Annotated in this window: 13 protein-coding genes; 10 read left to right on the top strand and 3 right to left on the bottom strand. The window is 67.8% G+C overall.

Going from position 1 to position 20094, the window contains the following annotated elements:
• Positions 1–118: 118 nt before the first annotated feature.
• From FAZ98_RS15000 to FAZ98_RS14990, 3 genes are read right to left on the bottom strand one after another with little or no spacing between them, the layout of a single operon-like run.
• Positions 119–1828 carry a long-chain-fatty-acid--CoA ligase gene (locus FAZ98_RS15000; RefSeq protein WP_158952112.1) on the bottom strand — a complete coding sequence of 570 codons (1710 nt, stop codon included), beginning with the start codon at positions 1826–1828 and terminating at the stop codon, positions 119–121.
• A 59-nt stretch (positions 1829–1887) separates the two neighbouring features.
• On the bottom strand, positions 1888–3792 hold the full coding sequence (locus tag FAZ98_RS14995; protein WP_158952111.1) for an MFS transporter: 1905 nt from the start codon (positions 3790–3792) through the stop codon (positions 1888–1890).
• 59 nt (positions 3793–3851) lie between these two features.
• Positions 3852–4469, bottom strand: coding sequence for a YebB family permuted papain-like enzyme (locus FAZ98_RS14990; RefSeq protein ID WP_233272773.1), 618 nt, complete (start codon positions 4467–4469; stop codon positions 3852–3854).
• A 114-nt stretch (positions 4470–4583) separates the two neighbouring features.
• Between FAZ98_RS14990 and FAZ98_RS14985 the strand changes: the two genes are divergently transcribed.
• From FAZ98_RS14985 to pelG, 10 genes are all read left to right on the top strand, one after another.
• Positions 4584–5339: a helix-turn-helix domain-containing protein gene (locus FAZ98_RS14985; RefSeq protein WP_158952110.1), complete on the top strand. Its 756-nt coding sequence runs from the start codon at positions 4584–4586 to the stop codon at positions 5337–5339.
• Between the two features lie 282 nt (positions 5340–5621).
• Positions 5622–6149 carry a hypothetical protein gene (locus tag FAZ98_RS14980; protein WP_158952109.1) on the top strand — a complete coding sequence of 176 codons (528 nt, stop codon included), beginning with the start codon at positions 5622–5624 and terminating at the stop codon, positions 6147–6149.
• Between the two features lie 39 nt (positions 6150–6188).
• Positions 6189–6488: a YXWGXW repeat-containing protein gene (locus FAZ98_RS14975; protein ID WP_158952108.1), complete on the top strand. Its 300-nt coding sequence runs from the start codon at positions 6189–6191 to the stop codon at positions 6486–6488.
• A 373-nt stretch (positions 6489–6861) separates the two neighbouring features.
• On the top strand, positions 6862–9645 hold the full coding sequence (locus FAZ98_RS14970) for a bifunctional glycoside hydrolase 114/ polysaccharide deacetylase family protein (RefSeq protein WP_158952107.1): 2784 nt from the start codon (positions 6862–6864) through the stop codon (positions 9643–9645).
• The gene (locus FAZ98_RS14965; protein ID WP_158952106.1) at positions 9620–13576 is read left to right on the top strand and encodes a tetratricopeptide repeat protein; all 3957 of its coding nucleotides are present in this window, start codon (positions 9620–9622) and stop codon (positions 13574–13576) included. Before FAZ98_RS14970 ends, FAZ98_RS14965 begins: the two co-directional genes overlap by 26 nt.
• 82 nt (positions 13577–13658) lie before the next feature.
• On the top strand, positions 13659–14219 hold the full coding sequence (locus FAZ98_RS14960; RefSeq protein ID WP_158953909.1) for a penicillin-binding protein activator LpoB: 561 nt from the start codon (positions 13659–13661) through the stop codon (positions 14217–14219).
• A gap of 49 nt (positions 14220–14268) precedes the next feature.
• Complete coding sequence (locus tag FAZ98_RS14955) at positions 14269–15744, top strand: PelD GGDEF domain-containing protein (protein WP_158952105.1); 1476 nt, start codon at positions 14269–14271, stop codon at positions 15742–15744.
• On the top strand, positions 15731–17044 hold the full coding sequence (locus tag FAZ98_RS14950; RefSeq protein WP_199272373.1) for a tetratricopeptide repeat protein: 1314 nt from the start codon (positions 15731–15733) through the stop codon (positions 17042–17044). Before FAZ98_RS14955 ends, FAZ98_RS14950 begins: the two co-directional genes overlap by 14 nt.
• Positions 17045–17091: 47 nt before the next feature.
• Entirely contained in the window at positions 17092–18708 is a 1617-nt protein-coding gene (gene pelF, locus FAZ98_RS14945) for a GT4 family glycosyltransferase PelF (RefSeq protein WP_158952104.1), read from the top strand.
• An 11-nt stretch (positions 18709–18719) separates the two neighbouring features.
• A complete protein-coding gene (pelG, locus tag FAZ98_RS14940) occupies positions 18720–20093 on the top strand; it encodes an exopolysaccharide Pel transporter PelG (protein WP_158952103.1) in 1374 nt (457 codons plus the stop codon).
• The last annotated feature ends 1 nt before the right edge of the window (position 20094 follow it).

Here is a 20094-nt window from a genome sequence, read left to right as displayed (position 1 = left end):
GGCGACGCACGCGGCAACTTCCGCATTGGCGTGGCGGCCGTGCCGCGCATGGAAAACTGAGCGCGCGAGCGATGCGCGGCGCAAGCGCGCACCGACGCCGCGCGCGTTAGACCGGCACTCACGACGCGGCCGCGCCCTCCCCGTCCGCCGTTACGTCCCGCAACTCGCGCCGCAAGATCTTGCCGATGTTGCTCTTCGGCAGTTCGCGGCGAAACTCCACGCGTTTCGGTCGTTTATAGCCCGTGAGCCGTTCCTTGCACCACGCGAACAGGTCAGCCTCGGTCAGCGCCGGATCGCGCCGCACCACCACGACCTTCACCGCCTCGCCCGAATGGCGATCGGGCACGCCCACGGCCGCCGCCTCGAACACGCCCGGATGCTGCGCGAGCACGTCCTCGATCTCGTTCGGATACACGTTGAAGCCCGAGACGAGAATCATGTCCTTCTTGCGATCGACGATTTTGAACTGGCCAAGCGTATCCATCACCGCGATGTCGCCCGACCGGAAGAAGCCGTCGGCGCTCATGACCTGCGCGGTCTCGTCGGGACGTTGCCAGTAGCCGGCCATGACCTGCGGCCCGCGCACGCAGAGTTCGCCCGGCTGGCCGCACTCGACGTCGTTGCCCGCGTCGTCGCGCAAGACGATCTCCGTCGACGGCAAGGGCACGCCAATCGTGGCGCTGTAACGCGTCGCCAGCGGCGAATTGCAGGTCACGCACGCAGTCGTTTCCGTGAGCCCATAGCCTTCGATCAGCGGCGTGCCGGTGCGCTCGAACCAGCGCCGCGCCACGCTTTCCTGCACCGCCATCCCGCCGCCCACCGCGGCCACGAGTTGCGAACAGTCGAGCCGCGCGAACTCTGGATGATCGAGCAGCGCGTTATAGAGCGTGTTCACGGCCGGAAACATCGTGATGCGGTAGCCGCGCAGCGCGCGGATCATCCCGCCAATATCGCGCGGGTCCGGAATCAGCACGCCTTGCGCACCGGTTTCGATCGTGAGCAGCGCGCACGTCGTCAGCGCGAACACGTGGTAGAGCGGCAGCGCGACGACCGTCGTGAGTTGGCCCACGGGCCGCCCGTTATCGGCACGCTGCCGGCGCGCCGGTTCGAGCCACGCACGCGTTTGCAGCACGTTCGCGACGAGATTGCGATGCAGCAGCATCGCGCCTTTCGAGACGCCCGTCGTGCCGCCCGTGTATTGCAGGAACGCGAGATCGTCGGGGGACTGCGGCACGGGCGTGAACGGCGCACGCGCGCCTTGCGCGAGCGCGTCGGCGAAGGAGGTATGGCCGCTCAAGCGCCACGCGGGCACCATTTTCTTCACGCGGCGCGCGACGAAGTTCGCCACGAGACCTTTTACGCCGAACAGATCGCCGGGACTCGCCACGATCACGTGTTTGATCGACGTGTTGCCGATCACGGCCTCGAGCGTCGCCGCGAAGTTTTCCAGGACGACGATCGCCTCGGCGCCGCTGTCCTCGAGCTGATGTTCGAGTTCGCGCGGCGTGTAGAGCGGATTCACGTTCACGACGACGCAGCCCGCGCGCAACACGGCCGCCAGCGCGACAGGATACGGCAGCACGTTCGGCATCATGATCGCGACGCGCGCGCCCTTGTGCAGGCCCTTCGACTGCAGCCACGCGGCGAAGTCGCGCGACAGCGCATCGAGTTGCGCATAGCTGATCGACTTGCCCATGCAGGCAAACGCGGGCCGTGCGCCATGGCGGCGAAAGCTCGCTTCCAGCAGCTCGGTCACGGAGCGGTACGGCTTGAGGTCGACATCGGCGGAAACACCGGCGGGATACGAGGCGAGCCAGGGTTGGGTCATGATTGGCGTCCGGTTAGGCGTGGTTGAGCGATGTAGGTCGATGGCGATCCGCAACGGCCTCAGCCTTGCGCGCCATAGAGTTGCTGCACGATCTGTTGCAGGCGTTGCGGCGAGGCTTGCGCGGGCGCGAGCGGTTCGCCCACGGCGAGCGTCAAGGTGCTGGCCGCGCCACGGCGCAGCCAGCGCGGCACGCGCGCGTTCGCGTCGCGCGAGAACACGCTGCCCCAGAGCCCGCGCAACGCCATCGGCACGACGGGTACGGGTGCGCGGCGCAGGATCTCCGTCACGCCGTGGCGAAACGCGTTCATCTCGCCGGTGCGCGTGAGCTTGCCTTCGGGAAAGATGCAGACCAGTTCGCCTTGCGCGAGCGCGGCGGCACAGTCGGCGTAAGCGCGTTCGAGCAGCGCGGCGTCTTCGTGCGCGGGCGCCACGGGAATCGCCTTGACGGCGCGGAACAGCCAGCCCGCGAGCGGCGTGCGGAAGATGCGGTGGTCCATCACGAAGCGCACGGGGCGCGGGCTCTCGGCCATGATCACGACCGCATCGACGAAACTCACGTGGTTGCAGACGAGCACGGCCGCGCCGGTGGCGGGAATGCGCTCGGCGCCCTCGCGGCGCACGCGATAGCAGGTATGCACGAGCGCCCACGCGGCGAAGCGCAGCAGGAATTGCGGCGCGAGCGTGTAGATCCACGCGGCAACCGCGACGTTCAGCAGACCAGTCACGAGAAAGAGACCCGGAATGCCCACGCCTGCCGCCGAAAGCGCCATCGCCAGCAAGGCGGCCGCCACCATGAACAGCGCGTTGAGGATGTTGTTCGCGGCCATGATGCGTGCGCGGTGCGTGGCGGGACTGCGGCTCTGCACGAGCGCGTAGAGCGGCACGCTGTACAAGCCGCTGAACGCCGCGAGCAGGAACAGGTCGGCGAGCACGCGCCAGTGCGCCGCGCTGTGCAGGAAGGCGCCGGCGCTTTGCAACGGCGCGCTCGCGGGCAGCGCGTGGCTCGCGAAATACAGGTCGATGGCGAACACGCTCATGCCGATCGAGCCGAGCGGCACGAGGCCGATCTCGATGCGGCCACGCGAGAGCCGTTCGCACAGCATCGAGCCCACGCAGATACCGAGCGAGAAGGTCGCGAGCAGCACGGTCACGACGTCAGGATCGGCGTGCAGGACGTCTTTGGCGAAGCTGAAAAACGACGAGAGGAACGTCGCGCCCACGAACCACAGCCACGAAATGCCGAGCAGCCCCAGCCACACCGTGCGATCGGTACGCGCGATGGCGAGATTGCGCCACGTCTCGCTCGCGGGATTCCAGTTCACGCGCAGCGCCGGTTGCGGCGCGGGCGATGCCGGCACGCGCGCGGCGGCCACGCGGCCCGCCACGGCCATCAGCAGACACAGCGCCGCGAGCACGAGCGCGCCCTGCTGCGTGGCCGCGGCCAGACCGCCCGCGATCGTGCCCGCGAGTATCGCGACGAACGTGCCGGTTTCCACGAGGCCGTTGCCGCCCACGAGTTCGCCTTCGGCGAGATGCTGCGGCAGGTACGCGTACTTCACCGGCCCGAACAGCGTGGAATGCACGCCCATCAGGAAGGTCGCGAGATACAGCAGCGGCGCGCTCGCGCACCACAAGCCCGCGCCCGCCACGCCCATCACGGCGATCTCGAAGCTTTTGACGAAGCGCGTGAGCGCGGCCTTGTCGAACTTGTCGGCGAGCTGGCCGGCCGTGGCCGAAAACAGCACGAACGGCAGCACGAACAGCGCGGGAATCAGGAAGCCGGCGAGTTTCGCGTCGACGCCGGGAAAGCGCGAGCTTGCGTACGTGACGAGCGAAGTGAAGCCAACCTTGAGCGCGTTGTCGTTGAGCGCGCCGCAGAACTGCGTCCAGAAAAACGGAGCGAAGCGACGCTCGCGCAGCAGCGCGAGGGACGAAGGCGAGGCACGGCGTTGAGCGTGGTTCATGAAAGTCGGAGCTGGCGATGAGTGGGTGAAATGGTGCGGCAATATCGATTCGAAAGCGATCAACGCGATTCGCAATTCGGCGTGCGGTTGTCGAAGATCAGATCGATGCCCGTGCTGTCGAGCAGGCTTTGCGGCGTGACGGTGCGGCGCCGCCACGGAATGCGCCCGAAGAACCACGCGCGCCAGAAACGCAAATCGGCATCGGGGTGGCTGGCGTGCAGCTCGGCGAACGTCATGACGCTGCCGACACGCACGTCCATCGCCTCGTCGAGCACTTCGTGCACGAAGCGCGAGCAGAACTGGCGCGGCGAGTCGAGATCGAAGCCGGTGTCGTAGAACGTGCCGAGCCGCCGCCGCGCCGCCGTGCGGATGCGAGCCGCCTGCGCCGGATCGGGCGCCGTCACGAGCCGCGCGACCACGAACGCGCGGTGCTGCGAGCGCGCCACAAAACGCGCGAACGGCGTGACGCGGGCGAACGGAAACGTGCTTTCGGCCACGCGCGCCTCGCCCGCCACGATCTCCACGACGATGCCGACGTGGTTGGCCCAGCTTTGCGTCGCCGCCGCCACTTCGAGAAACGGCCGAAACGGGACGCGGATAAACACGATGTCGCCGACGGCGAGCGCGGGCATCGGCTCGATGCGGCTTGCCGCGGGGAAGGAGGCGCTTGAAATCATGATGTCCGGTGGTGATTGATCGACCGGCGCATTCTGCCCGCAGGCATCGGAAATCGCTCATCTTGCTGATCAGGTCGCGTAGAATGGCGCTCCGAGTATCATTTTTCGATACCTATGACGACCGAATCCGCCCAACTCATTGAGACACTGAAGCGCCAGTTGCGCGCGCGCCGCCTCACCTATCGGGACGTGGCGCAGGCGCTCGAGCTTTCCGAGCCGAGCGTGAAGCGGCTGTTCGCGAGCGGCCGCTTCACGCTCGATCGGCTGGAGGACCTTTGCCGGTTTCTCGGCTTGACGCTCGCCGAACTCGTGCAGGACGCGGCCTCGGCGGTGCAACCGTTGCGTACGCTCGACGCCGCGCAGGAGAAACGCCTCGTCTCCGACGAACGGCTGATGCTGGTCGCCGTGTGCGCGCTCAACCACTGGTCCATCGACGACATCGTGGCGGCCTACCGCCTCACGCGCGCCGAATGTCTGAAACTGCTGCTGGCACTCGACCGCATGGGACTGATCGCGCTGCTGCCCGGCGATCGCATTCGCCTGCTGGTGGCGCGCGACTTCGACTGGCTGCCGCGCGGCCCGATTCGCCAGTACTTCATGACGCACGGCATGGGCGAATTTCTCGAGGGCGAGTTTGCCCACGACGGCGAAACGCTCGAGTTCGCGCAAGGCATGCTCACCGAAAAGGCGCGCGCGGAACTCGCCGTCGAACTGCGGCGGCTCAAGAGCCGCTTCGCGGCGCTGCATGCAGAGTCGGCGTCGGCGCCGCTCACGCATCGGCGCGGTACGGGTTTGCTGATGGGCACGCGCGAATGGGAGCCGCGCATGTTCGAACGGCTGCGGCGGACCGCGGAGAACGAAGGGAAATAGCGGAGCGAACGACGGCGGCAACGACGTAGCAGCGCGCGAAATTCGCAACGGAAAGCGCCCGGCGAATCCCGCACGACGCGCACACCGGTCATTGCGCGAATCGTTGCACCGATCGTTGCGTGAATCGTGTCGCGCGCGGGCATTGTTCAACATGCATCAACGAGAAACCGCCGCTCGCGCGCACGCCGCGATCGTCAAGCACTCCGAATTTGCGAGGTCGGCGCGCGCTGCCTACACTGGACAACACCGCCCGGCCGCATGGCAGACAGAAGGAGGACGCGCATGAATACCGTGGCCGCGAGGGTCAAGCACGAATTCATGGAGATGCTGCCGCCCACCCTGTTCTTTCTCGTCATTCTTCATGTGGTGGCACTGGTGCGCGCCCTGCTCACGCGCGACACCGGCATCTCGCTGCCCACCGCGGGCGCCGTCACCCTTGCTGCGCTCGTGCTGGGCAAATCCGTGCTGATCGCGAACCTGCTGCCCTTCGTGAACCGTTTTCCGGAGAAACCGCTCATCTGGAACGTGGGTTGGAAAACGCTCATCTATACGCTCGTCGCCACGCTGTTCCATTTTCTCGAGCGTCTCTACGACTACTGGAAGGACACGCATCACCTGGGCGCGGCCAACCGGCAACTGCTCGCGGAGGTGAACTGGCCGCATTTCATCGGCATCGAGATTCTGCTCGTCGTGCTCATCCTCAACTACTGCACGCTGGCGGAACTCGCGAGGGTGATTGGCAGGCGCCGTTTCGCGGCGTTGTTCCTCGGCCCGATGCCCGCGCTGCCGCCCGAAAACGAACCGGCCTGAGCGCGCCGGCGGTACGCGCACGACGAAGGAGAAACGCGCATGAACCCGCACTTTTCAGCGAAGATCCTCGCGTGTTTGAGCGGCAGCCTGGCCGCCGCGACGGTGTTCGCCGCCGTCATCATCGCGCCGATGCCGCCCCCCGCGCCGCGCGCGGAGCCGATGCCGCCGCCGCGCGCCGGCTATATCTGGGATCCGGGGCACTGGAACTGGGCAGGTGGGCGTTACGTGTGGGTGGGCGGCCATTGGCAGCCCGCTCGTGTGGGATACCGCTGGGAACCGGGACACTGGGTTCGCGCCGAAGCGCGTTGGCGCTGGATCGACGGCCACTGGATCCGGTAACGCCGCCTGGCTGGCGTGGGCTCGCGCCCTGCGATCCCGCGCCGCAGCAATCGAAGTCAGATTCGTCTTATTCTTGCAGCGGATTTATCAGAATTCGCGACCGGCGAGTATCGGATGGAAAACCGCTTGCCGCCTCATTCTCCGGCCGTCAATGAGATCTGGCACTCAGTCGCGCCAAAGCGACACGCCGCAGGCCTTATCGGCCGTTCACTGACGTACATCAGCTGAAGATATAGTAACATTCGCGCGATCTATCATCCTATGATTGCGGCCCCGCGGGCTGTTCTCTCCAGTGAAGACCAACCTGCTATCGCGCGCCCTCTTCGTCTGGTTTCTGCTCGCCATCTTCGGGACCGCAAACGCGGAGACGACGATGCCGGCTTTCCAGTCTGCCTCGAATGCGGCGAGCGCCGCGTCGCCCGCCGCTTCCTCCGGGAATTCGCCTAGCTTCGCGCTGTATTACGGCGGCAACCCGCCCGTCGATCAACTCTCCGCGTTCGACGCCGCCGTGGTCGAGCCGGACAGCCGTTTCGATCCGCGCGCGCATCCGCTGCCGCACACCACGTGGTTCGCCTACGCGAGCGTGGGCGAAGTGTCGCCGTCGCGCGCCTGGTATAACGCGATGCCCAAGGCGTGGCTGCAAGGCTCGAACGCGGCGTGGGCCTCGCGCGTGGTCGACCAGAGCCAGGCCGACTGGCCCGCGTTCTTCGTCGATCACGTGATCACGCCGCTGTGGCAGCGCGGCTATCGCGGCTTCTTCCTCGACACGCTCGACTCGTATCAGCTGGTCGCCAAAACCGACGACGCGCGCGCGCGCCAGCAAGCCGGTCTCGTCGCCGTGATTCGCGCGATCAAGACGCGCTACCCGGAAGCGAAGCTGATCCTCAATCGCGGCTTCGAACTCATGCCGCAGGTGCACGATCAGGTCTACGCGGTCGCCTTCGAGTCGCTGTATCGCAGCTGGAACCAGGGCGAGCAGCGCTACGGCGAAGTGAGCGCCGCGGACCGCGCGTGGCTGCTCGGCCAGGCGCGCACGATCCAGAGCCAGTATCACCTGCCGGTGGTCTCGATCGACTACTGCCCGCCCGGCGATACGGCCTGCGCGCGCGACGCGATCGCGAAGATCCGCGCCGACGGCATCGTGCCGTACGTCACCGACGGCGGCCTCAAGACCATGGGCGTGGGCTCGGTCGAGCCGCTCAAGCGCCGCATCCTGCTCGTGCAGGACCCGCCCGCGCGCACCGACCTGAACGTCTCGCCGGGCGTGCGCTTTCTGGCGATGCCGCTCAACTATCTCGGCTACGAGATCGACTTTCGCGACGCCAGCGAGCCGCTGCCGCAAGGCGACCTGAAGCGCCAGTACGCGGGCATCGTGCTGTGGCTCAACAACGACGTGCCGCGCTCCAGCGAATACCGCCAGTGGCTGCTCGCCCAGGTCGACGCGCACATTCCCATCGCCATCTTCAGCTCGTTCGGCATTCCGCTCGACAGCACGCTCGCGAGCAAGCTCGACTTGCAGACCGTGAACGGCGCGCCCACCGACGACAAGCTCGCGGTCGAGTCCTACGACCACACGCTGATGGGCTTCGAAATGCCGCCGCGCCCGGACCCGCACGACTTCACGGCCGTGCGCGTCGGGCCCAACAGCCGCTCGCTGCTGCGCCTGCGCTCGGGCGACTTCGAGATCGACGGGGCGGCGCTCACGCCGTGGGGCGGCTATGCGATGCGCCCGTTCGGCGTGTTCGGCCTCGGCGCGGTCAACCAGTCGCGCTGGGTCGTGCAGCCGATCGCCTTCCTGCAGGCGGCGCTGCATCTGCCGACCGACGTGCCCGTGCCCGACACCACCACGATGAACGGCCGGCGCGTGATGATGTCGCATATCGACGGCGACGGTTTCGCGTCGCGCGCCGAGTTCCGCGACGGCGACCATCCGAACACCGACGCGCAACCCGAATATTCCGGCGACGTGCTCTACCGCGTGCTGCGCGACACCGGCATGCCAACCACGGTTTCGCTGATCGAAGGCGAAGTCACGAGCGACGGCCCGTTTCGCAAGATCGCCGCGCACCTGCGCGACATCGGCCGCCGCATCATGGAACTGCCGAACGTGGAAGTGGCCACGCATACCTACACGCACCCGCTGCAATGGATGCGCGTGACGGGCCTCGGCCGCTCCGACGACGCCGACACGCCTACCGAAGGCGGCAGCCAGACCAACAACACCGGTCTCTCGATCGACATTCCGGGCTACCGCTTCAGCATCGACCGCGAAATCGACGGCTCGATCCAGTACATCGACAAGCAGGTCGCGCCCGCCTCGAAACCCGTGCGCATGGTGCTGTGGAGCGGCGACTGCCAGGTGCCCGCGCCCGTGCTGAAGGCCGCGTACCAGGCCGGCGTGCTCAACATGAACGGCGGCGACACGCTCATCACGCGCTCGTACCCGAGCTGGACCGCGATCGCGCCGCTCGGCGTGATGAAGGACGGCTACTACCAGGTGTTCGCGCCGAACCAGAACGAGGAGCTGTACACGGGCCTGTGGCACGGCCCCTTCTACGGCTTCGACCGCGTGCTCGAAACCTTCGAGATGACCGACAAGCCGATCCGCTTCAAGCCGATCGACGTGTACTACCACATGTTCACCGGCACCAAGTACGCCTCGGTGCGCTCGCTCAAGACCGTGCTCGAAACGGTGATGAAGCAGCACGTGACGCCGGTGTTCTCGTCCGAATACGCGCGCACCGTGCTCGATTCGCTCGACACCAGCGTCGCCCGTGACGGCGACTTCTGGGTCGTGCGCAACGCCGGCATTCTGCGCACGCTGCGCCTGCCCGTGGGCAAGGTGCCCGACCTCGCCACGGCGCAAGGCGTGATCGGCTACCTGCCCGGCCCCGGCGGCACCTACGTGCACATGTCGGGCAGCGAGGCGCGCTTTCGCGTGATCGACGCCGCGCGCGCCGCCCGCGTGCCGTATCTCGCCGACGCCAACGGCGTGCTCGACCGCGCGCAGCGCACCAGCGGCGGCCTCTCGTTCGACCTGCACGCGCACGTCGCGCCTCAATTCACGCTCGCCAACGCCGGTGCCTGCCGCGTGACGAAGCGTCCCCTTTCCGATTCCGTCTATAGCATCCATGTCGATGTCGCCTGCGGCACCTGAACGGCAACGGCTGTTTTCGCCGGCCGTCATCGCGATCCTCGGAGCGTTCGTCACGCTGCTGCTGGCGCTCGCCTTTCCGCGCGAGAAATTGCAGCAGCGCCTGCTCGGCGGCGCCAACGTGGATGGCCTCACGATCGCCTATCTCGAAGCGTGGCGTCGCGTCGACCCGAACAACGGCGACGTGCTCTCCGAGCTCACGCGCGAATACCTGAAGGTGCAGCGCCCCGCCGACGCGCAACGCCTGCTGCCGCAACTCGCGCATTCCGACGATCCGGCCGTGCGCCAGATGGCGCTCGCCATTCGATTGTCGATGGCGCAGAACGACCTGTATTCGCTCAAGAACGACGACCCGCGCCGGGCCGCCCGCATGGCCGCGTTCGACGCGCTGCTGCGCGAAGCCACGCACTACACGTGGAACGTGGACGAAACGAAGACGCTCCAGCAGCAGGCGATGGGCATCAACGACGCCGCAACCGCGAGCGTCTTCATCGCCCGCCTGATCGAAGCCGACCCGCAGCACGCGAACACGTGGCGCATGGCGGCGGCGCGCGTGTCGCTCGCGAGCGGCGACTATCGCGCGGCGTCCGACGCCTACTTCGCGGCGCAGGCCGGAGCGGCCACGCGCGGCGAACGGCGCACGCTGTTCCTGGCCGGCGTGCGCGCGCTGCAATCGGGCAATCTGCTGAAGCAGGCGCTCGACGCCGCGAACCAGCATATCGGCGATCTGGCCGACGACCCGGAAACGCTGCGCTATCTCGCCAATCTCGCCGTGGCGGCGGGCCGTCCCGACCTCGCGACGGGCTACGTCAAGCGCCTCCTGAAGATGTCGATGCGCGAGCGCGGCGGCGTGCCGGGCGCCGACGGAGCTTATGGCGCACACGTCGAATATGCGGTGCTGCACGTGCGCCGCGTGGCGCGCGAGAGCCAGGACGGCCGCCGCTGGCTGCGTCTGGAAGGCCTGCCCGCGCCCACGCGCCTCGTGGCCGACGGCGTGCGGCTGCGGCGCGTCGCGACTTCGGCGCCGCAAGCGAACGGCGCGGCCAACGGCGCCACCAGCGGTAGCGCGAGCGATCCGGCCACGGCCGCCGCGCCCGCCTCGACCACCGACGAAGACCTCGCCTACCGCGTGTTCCTCGCCAACGGCGACGTCGCCAACGCGCAGCGCGTGGCCCAGCGCGCGCTCGACAAGGCGCCCGACTCGATGGTGTGGCACAACCGCCTCGCGCAGGTGGCCGAGTGGAATCACCAGCCGCAGGTCGCGTTGCAGAACTGGCTCGCGCTCGCGCAGGCCACCAATCAGGAAAACGCGTGGCAGCAGGTCGCGCGTCTCGCGCCCGGTCTGGACGACACGCGCGCGATTCTCGCCGTGGCGATCCACCAGGCGGCGCTCGATCCGTCCAACCTGAAGCAGGTCGACCGCGTCGTGGCCGCTTACGAAGGCCTCGGCGATCCCGACTCGGCCATGCGCTTTCTCGCCGCGCGCCAGACCGGCAGCATGCGCCAGCCCATTCTCGAGCGCTCCGCCGAACTCGCCGAGCGCAAGGGCGACGACACGCTCGCGCTGCAAACGTGGCAAACGCTCGAACGCCAGTACGGTCCGAACGCCAACTACGCCTACCGTATCGCCACGCTGCTCTACGCGCGCACGCAGTTCGACGCGGCGCTCGCCACGTTGCGCGACGCGCAGCCGGCCGCGCACCCGCAGGACGCCGACTACTGGCGCTTCCTCACGCTGCTCGGCGCGATCGACCAGAATCGCAAGGCCGTGGGCGCGGGCTATCACGGCCTGATGAGCGGCGGCCAGATGAAGCCTGACGACTACGATTCGATGATCAGCTTCTATCAGAACACGCCGCTCGACGCCGGCCGGCTCGCCGAAATGGCGTACCGGCAGAGCGGTCAGGTCAAGATGCTGGAGCAGGCGCTCTATCAGTACCGCCGCGCGTACGCGTGGGAGCGCATCACCGCGCTGCTGAATTCGCTCACGCCGCAGCAGCGCGCCGCCGCCGAGCAGTCGCCCACGTTCCTGCTGAGCCGCGCCGAATACGAACGCCAGCGCGGCGACTTCGCCGCCCAGTCCGCCGACATCCGCGGCGCGGCGAAGCTCGCGCCCGACAACGAGCAGGTGCGCTCGACCTACGTGTGGAGCCTCGTCGACCGCGGCACCGACGTCGAACTGCGCAACGCCCTCGCCCGCTACGCGAGCTACGCCGACAGCGACCCGACGCTTTCCGCGCCGTTCGGCGCCGCCTACCTGCGGCTCGGCGACGGCCGCGCGGCGCTGCATTATCTGCACTTGCAGGCGGCCGGGTCGAAAGCCGACCCGCTCTGGCAGCTCACCTGGGCCGACGCGCTCGAACTGAACGGCCGCACCGACGAAGCCTGGCAATTGCGCCGCCGCGTCTGGACCGATCTGGCCAGGCGCCGCAACGACCCGCACGCCGCGCCGCTGCCGCCCGCCGAGCGCGACGACCTGCGCGGCCGCATGGTCGCGCTCTCGCAGCACTTCGCCAACGGCGACGCCTCGCGCGCCGTGCTGATCGCCATGTTGCGCGAGGACCGCGCCGCCAGCGAAGACACGAGCCGCGCGGCCAATGCGCCGTCCGAGTTCGCGCAGATGAGCGAATTCGACAAGCTGCCGCCCGAAAAGCAGCGCGCGCTGCGCCAGCAGCAATCGACGTACTCGGCCATTGCGCGCGAGGCCGCGATCTCGTGGGCGCAGAACGGCGACGCGAGCGACCTCGAACATCTGTGGCTCGAAAAGCAGTACATCGACAAGAGCACGCGCCCCGTGTATGCGGAAGCGCAGCTCGCGATCGACGAAGGCGACGTCAACACGCTCGACCGCCTGCTGACCAACACGCCCGACCTCGTGCCGCGCGAGAACCGCATCGACGCCGACGCGCTCACGGGCCGCTACGCGCAGGCGCAAACCGACGCCGTGGACGCCGCCGCGCGCGTGCCCGACAACGACGTGATCCAGGCGCCGCTGCGCGAGCAACTGCTGCGCAACGCGCAGTCGGCGGCCGTGACGCAGCGTTATGTCAATACGGGACCGCTGCGCTACAACGAGCAGTCCGCCACGGCCGGCGTGCGCATCGGCAACAATCAGTCCATCCAGGTGCGCGTGATGAACCGCGAGCAGTCGTCGGATGCCGCGCAACTGCCGGTGGTCTCGAAGAACGACCGGCTGGAAGAAGGCATCTACCGCCATCAAGGCCAGAACGACGAGGAGCGCGTGACGATCGGCCGCCGCGAGGCGCTGCGCTCGTTCACCGAGGCGAAGGTCGAAGGCAGCGTCAACGTCACGCGCCGGCTCACGCTCACCTACGAGGCCGGTTATCACCAGTACGCGAACGAGTCGCCGCAGTTGCAGGTGGGCGGCACGAAGGACTACCTCGCGGCGGGCTTCAACTACCGCATCGACCCGCACTGGTTCACGGGCGGCCGCTACGAATACGCGGCGTTCCACGGTCAGGACGGCTCCATGCTCGGCCACGGCCAGCTGGTCGAATTGAACGGCGGCTACAAGATTCGCGTCGATTACCCCGACTACACGGTGCGCGCGATCCTCGCCCACTCGAGCTACAGCGCGAGCGGCACGCCGGGCCAGGCGCTCCAGCAACTGCTGCCGGCGGGCGTGCCGGTCGAGTCGGCGTCGTACATGCCGCAGGGCTCGTCGCAGGCCGGCCTCCTGTTCTCGTTCGGCGAGGACCTGACCGAGGGCTACAGCAAGGCGTGGCGGCCGTTCTTCGTTGGCGGCCCGGTGTACGACACGCATGCGGGCTGGACCGGCCAGGTGCTCGCGGGCATGGCGGGCAGCGTGTTCGGCGACGACCAGGCCGTGCTGTACGGCGCGTATCAGGGCGTGTCGGCGACACGTTCCACGTCGCTTAAAGAGCTGGGATTGCGGTACCGATATCTGTATTGACATGGGTGAGCGGTGGCCGCGCAACCCGCGCATCGGCCCGACATCTGCCAGGACGAAGGAGAAAAACATGGAACGGAACACGATGAACAACACGTCGCGGGACACGCGCGGGGCCAACGCCGCCCGCTGGATGGCACGCGCGGGCCTCGCCTGCGCGATCACGCTGCTCGCCAGCTGCGCGGTGGTCGACCGCAGCAGCGCGCCGCAGCTCTCGAAGACCGACGCCTTTGCCGTGCTGCCGCTCGCCAACAACACGGAAACGCCGCAGGCGGGCCAGCGCGCCGCCTCGATCGTGCAGAGCCTGATGACCTCGTACGGCTACACGAACCTCAAGCGCTACCCCGCTTCCGGCGACGACGAAACGCTGTTCGATCCGGCCAAGCCGGACCAGCAGCAGGCCGCGCTCGGCTGGGCGCGCCAGCAAAACGCGCATTATGCGCTGACGGGCGCCGTCAACGAATGGCGCTACAAGGTGGGCGTGGACGGCGAACCGGCGGTCGGCATCACGCTCGAAGTCGTCGACGTGCAGAGCGGCGCGGTGGTCTGGAGCGCCACGGGCAGCCGCACGGGCTGGAGCCGCGACTCGGTGTCGGGCGTGGCGCAGAAGCTCGAGCGCGAACTGCTCTCGCAACTCGCGCGTTGATGCGCGGCATCGCGCCGGCTTTCCCTCTTCAATCCGCTGATGAATGACGATGAATACACGCTCCACTGACGACGCCGCCGCACGGACCCGCTTGCGCCGGCGCCAGCAACAGAGCGTCCCCGGCGGCTCGCGCTGGGCCCGCTTCGTCGCGCCGCCGAAGGGCGTCGTGCGGCGCCGCACGATCGCGCTCGTCGAAACGCTCGTCGCCACGCTCGTCGTGCTCGCGCTCGGCATGGCGTTCGATCGCGCGGACCCGCTGTTCATGCACAGCGGCTTCGGCTGGATCTGGATCGTGCCGGTGGTGATCGCGCTGCGCTACGGCAGCATCGTGGGCGCGTGCTCGGGTCTCGTGCTGCTCGGCGGCTGGTTCGTGCTGTATCCGGGCGTGGCGGTGCCGCATCCGGGCCTCGGCGCGGCCGCGCTCGCCACGCTGGACCGCGAAGCCAGCTTCCCGGTGGACTTCTTCTTCGGCGGCTTCGTGCTCACGCTGCTGTGCGGGCAGTTCGGCGACATCTGGACGACGCGGCTGCGTCAGGCGCGCGTCTCGCACGACTATCTCTCCGAGCGCCTCTCGATCCTGATGCGCAACCAGTACATGTTGCGCCTCTCGCACGAACGGCTCGAACAGGACCTGATGAGCCGCCCCGCCACCTTGCGCGACACGCTCGTGCGGTTGCGCGAGTTCGCGTTCGCGCAGGACGCCACGCCCGCGCAGCAAGGCGACGTGGCGCTGGTGGGCGCGCAGGCGTTTCTCGACACGGCCGCGCAGGCGTGCCAGTTCGATACGGCGCGCATTTACGCGTGGCGCGGCGGCCATCCGGCAAAGGTGGCCGCGGCGTCGATCGGCCCGGCCTTCGAGCTGGACGAACACGACTCGCTGCTGCGCGAAGCGCTCGAAACGCGCTCGCTCGTGCACGTGGCCTCCGCCGAAAACCAGCATGCCGCGCATTCGGCCTACCTCGCCTGCGTGCCGCTCGTCGATGCGTTCGACAACCCGATCGGCCTGCTGGTCGTCAAGCGCATGCCGTTCCTCGCGCTGACGCTGGAAAACCTCCAGTTCCTGCTGGTGCTGTGCCACTTCTACGCGGACGGCGTGCGCCACGCGAGCGTCACGCGCGGCATGCTCGCGGCGTTCCCGGCGTGCCCGTACGAATTCGCGCTCGACTACGCGCGCCTCGTGCATCTGGCGCGCGAATCGCAGGTGTCGTCGTCGCTGGTGGCGCTCGTGTTCGAGAACGACGAGCGCAGCCAGCCGTGGTTCCAGCACGTGCTGCGCACGCGCCGCGCGCTCGACGCGCAATGGGCGCTGCACACGGACCAGCACCTCGCCATGCTCACGCTGATGCCGCTTTCGGGCGAAGGCGCCATCGACGGTTATCTGCGCCGTATCGAGGAAACGCTGCAGGCGCAGTACGGCGTGACGTTCGAATCCGCGCGCGTGGCCGTGTACTCGATGCCGGTGCCCGATCACGCCGAAGTCGACGCGCTGCGTCGTTTGCTGGAGCGCTGCAATGTCGGAGCGTGAGCGCAAGGTCGAACCGGCCTACCGGAGCACGCCGGACGCGCCGCCGCGCGACCGCGCGGCGCGGCGCAGCCACGTGCTGCTCGCCGTGCTCGCGATCGCGGTCGGCGTGCTGGTGCAGCTGTTCGCGTTCCTGCTCGCCACCCACAGCGCGCCCGACACCTCGGCGCAGATTCTCACAGGCATGGCCGACAGCATCGCGCCCGCCGCGCCCAATCCCACGCCGTGGCGCGGCAATTCCGCGCTGCTGCTGATGTGCTTCGCGCTCGACGCGCTCGCCGCCGTGCCGCTCGCCTTCGGCACCGTCGCGCTGCTGCCCGCGCGCTACCGCCAGTGGCGCCGGCCGCAGTTCGCCTTCCTGTGGCTGCTGCTCGCCGCCGTGCCGCTCCTCGGGCTGCTGTGCGCGCCCATCGCCATCGCGCTCGGCACGTCGCTGCGCCATCGCGAGCGCAATCTGCCGATCGAGCATGTCGACGAACCGGAGTTCGCGGCGGGCAGCGTCGGCACCGTGTCGTACGGCCGCGGCGCGCGCCTGAAGGCCGAGCTGCAGAACGCCGACGCGCCCACCTCGTTTCGCATGACCGCCCTGCTCGCCATGCAGTCGATGCCGGTGCGCACCGTCTCGCCGCTGTTGCAGGACATGCTCGCCGATCCGCTCGACGACATTCGCCTGCTCGCCTACGGCATTCTCGACAACCGCGAAAAGCAGCTCACGCAGCGCATTCTCGCGGAGCGCGCGAAGCTCGACGGCAAGACGGCCGACAGCGCCGTCAAGAGCGACGGCAAAGCCGATAACAAGGCCGACGCCAAACGCGCCGCGCCGCCGCTGAGCGCGCGGGAACGCGGCGAGATCAACAAGTCGCTCGCCGAACTCTACGGCGAGCTGATCTACGAAAACCTCGTGACCGGCGACGTGTACCGCAACGCCGCCGATCAGGCCGACGCCTACGCGCGCGCCGCGCTCGAGGACCTGCCCGACGACGCCGCGTTGTGGCGCCTGCGCGGCCGCCTCGCGCTCGGCAACGGCGAGCTCGACGCCGCCGAAACGATGCTCGCGCGCGCGATCGAGTTCGGCTTCCCGCGCGAGCGCATGCTGCCCTATCTCGCCGAAGCCGCCTACCTGCGCGGCGACTACGCGCGGGTTCGCGCGCTGCTCGCCGAGTCGACCCAATACGCCACGCTGCCCACCTTGCGCCCCGTGCTCGAATACTGGCGCGCGGGCGGCGCGGCGAAACCCACGGGTGGCCGCGCCCCCGAGCGCTTCCGCACCCTGCCGCCCGCGCGCCGCGCCGAGCGCGGCTGACACGCACCTGAACGTAGCCGATTGCCCCTGAAACGCACCTGATGCCGATGAACTCTTCCGCCTCCTCCGACACCGCCACGGCTGGCAAGCTGCCGCGCGCGGCGTCCGCCGACATCGGGCTGCTGCTCGAAGGCACGTTTCCCTATGTGAGCGGCGGCGTGTCGAGCTGGGTCAACCAGATGATCCGCGCGTTCCCCGAGTACACGTTCGCGCTGTGCTTTCTCGGCAGCCGCCCGCAAGACTATCCGCGCCAGTCGTACGAGCTGCCCGACAACGTCGTGCATCTGGAAAATCATTACCTGTACGATTTCGCGCCGCCACCGGTCGCCGAACGCCAGCGCGGCGACAGCGAGGCGTTCGCGCGCTCGGCGCAACTGCACGAGAAGCTGCGCAATCCGGCCATGCGTCACGCCGCGGGCAGCCTCCTGAAGACGATGCTCGACGACCTGCGCCCGGGCGGCGCGCTCAGCGAAGACGCATTCCTGCACTCCGAAGAGTCGTGGCACTTCCTGACCGATCAATATCGCCAGTTCTGCACGGATCCGTCGTTCGTCGACTACTTCTGGACCGTGCGCATCATGCACAAGCCGCTCTGGCAGCTCGCGCGTATCGCCGAAGGTCTGCCGCGCGTGCGCGTGTTCCATACGGTCTCGACCGGCTATGCGGGCTTCCTCGGCGCGCTCGCGCGCTACCGCTTCAACCGGCCGCTGCTGGTCTCCGAACACGGCATCTACACCAAGGAACGCAAGATCGACCTGTTCCAGAGCCGCTGGATTCGCGATAACCGCACTATCTTCGAGCGCGACGGCGCGCAGATCGGCTACTTCCGCGAACTGTGGGTGCGTTTCTTCGAGACGCTCGGCCGCGTGTGCTACGACGCCTCGAACGACATCATCGCGCTCTACGAAGGCAACCGGCAGCGCCAGGTCATGGACGGCGCGCCGCAGGAACGCACGGCCAGCATTCCGAACGGCGTGAACCTCGCCCGGCTCGCGCCGCTGCGCGAGAAACGCGCGCCCGGCGTGCCGAAAACGCTGTGCCTGATCGGCCGCGTCGTGCCGATCAAGGACATCAAGACCTTCGTGCGCGCGATGCTCACCGTCGTGCGCGAGATGCCGGAAGCCGAGGCGTGGATCGCCGGTCCCGAGGACGAAGACCAGTCGTACGCGCAGGAATGCCGCGCGCTGGTGGAAAGTCTCGGGCTGCGCGACAAGGTGAAGTTTCTCGGCTTCCAGAAGATCGACGAGTTGCTGCCGAAGTGCGGCGTGCTCGTGCTCAGCTCGATTTCCGAGGCGCTGCCGCTCGTGGTGCTCGAAGGCTTCGCGGCGGGCGTGCCCTCGGTGACGACGGATGTGGGCTCGTGCCGCCAGCTCATCTACGGTCTCGAAGGCGACGACGCGGCGCTCGGCGCGGCGGGCCGCGTCGTGCAGATCGCCGATCCGCGCGCGCTCGCCGAAGCCGCGCTCGACCTGCTCAAGGACGACAACTGGCGCGCGGCCCAGCAGGCGGGCATCGCGCGCGTCGAGCGCTACTACACGCAGGAACAGATGATCGGCTCGTATCGCACGCTGTATCAGCGGCTCACGGACCTGCCGGATCTCGCCGATACGGGCGCCAGCGGTGCGCCCGGCGCGCACGGTGACAGCCAGCGGCATAGCGGATAAAGGGGAACCACGTGGCCGGAATCGGTTTTGAACTGCGCAAGATGCTCCAGCGCAACACGCTGCTGGGGCTCATGCAGGCTTATACGTACGCCGGGCTGATCAGCTCGGGGCCGTGGATCTTGTCGATCGTCGGCATGCTGATGATCGGCGTGCTGAGCCTGCCTTTCGTGCTGCCGAACACGCTGATCGCGCAGTTTCAGGTGTCGGTGACCTATCTGATATCGGTCTCGCTCGTGCTCACCGGCACGTTGCAGCTCGCCTACACGCGCTTCACCTCGGACCGCCTGTTCGAGAAGCGCGACGACCTGATCCTGCCGAACTTCAACGCCGTGGCGTTCGTCACGACGATCGGCGCCGCCGTGCTGGGCGGCCTCGCCGTCTGGCTGCTGTTTCCGCAGCAGACGGCCGGCTACCGGCTGCTGATGCTCGCGGGCTTCGTTGTCATCGCCAATATCTGGATCGCGACGATCTTCCTCTCCGGCATGAAGCAGTACATGGCGATCATCGGCGTGTTCGCGGTGGGCTACGCGCTCTCCACGGGCGCGGCGCTGCTGCTCGCACATCTGGGCCTGAACGGGCTGCTCGGCGGCTTCGTGGCGGGTCAGACGGTGTTGCTCGCGGGCCTGCTCACGCTGATCTACCGCGACTTCCGCGGCAAGCATTTCATCTCGTTCGAAGTGTTCCAGAAACAGTACCGCTACCCCACGCTGATGTGGTCGGGGCTGCTGTACAACCTCGGCATCTGGATTGACAAGTTCATGTTCTGGTACTGGCCGGGCACGAGCCAGCCCGTGATCGGGCCGCTGCGCGCTTCGGTGATCTACGACACGCCGGTGTTTCTCGCCTATCTCGCGATCATTCCGGGCATGGCGGTGTTTCTGCTGCGCATCGAAACCGACTTCGTCGAGTACTACGACGGCTTCTTCAACGCCGTGCGCGAAGGCGCTTCGCTGCAACACATCGAGCGCATGCGCAACGCGATGGTCGAGGCGCTGCGCAACGGCCTGTGGGAAATCATCAAGGTGCAGACCATCGCGGCGCTGCTGCTGTTCGCGGCGGGCGCGGCCATTCTGCAATGGCTGCACATTTCCACGCTGTATCTGCCGCTGCTTTATGTCGATGTGATCGCCGCGAGCTTGCAGGTGGTGTTTCTCGGCGTGATCAACGTGTTCTTCTATCTCGACCAGCGCCGTATCGTGACCGGCCTGATCGGCGCGTTCGTGCTGCTCAATGTGGTGCTCACGGGCATCACGCTCACGCTCAATCCGGCGTGGTACGGCTACGGCTTCGCGGGCTCGCTCGTGATCGTCGTGCTGGCGAGTTTGTATCTGCTGGACCGCAAGCTCGACATACTGGAGTACGAAACGTTCATGTTGCAGCGCTGAG

Source organism: Paraburkholderia acidisoli (genome assembly GCF_009789675.1).
In the GTDB taxonomy this organism is placed as follows: Bacteria; Pseudomonadota; Gammaproteobacteria; order Burkholderiales; family Burkholderiaceae; genus Paraburkholderia; species Paraburkholderia acidisoli.
Note: the sequence above shows the minus strand (reverse complement) of the source record. Positions and strands in the feature narration are given on the sequence as shown.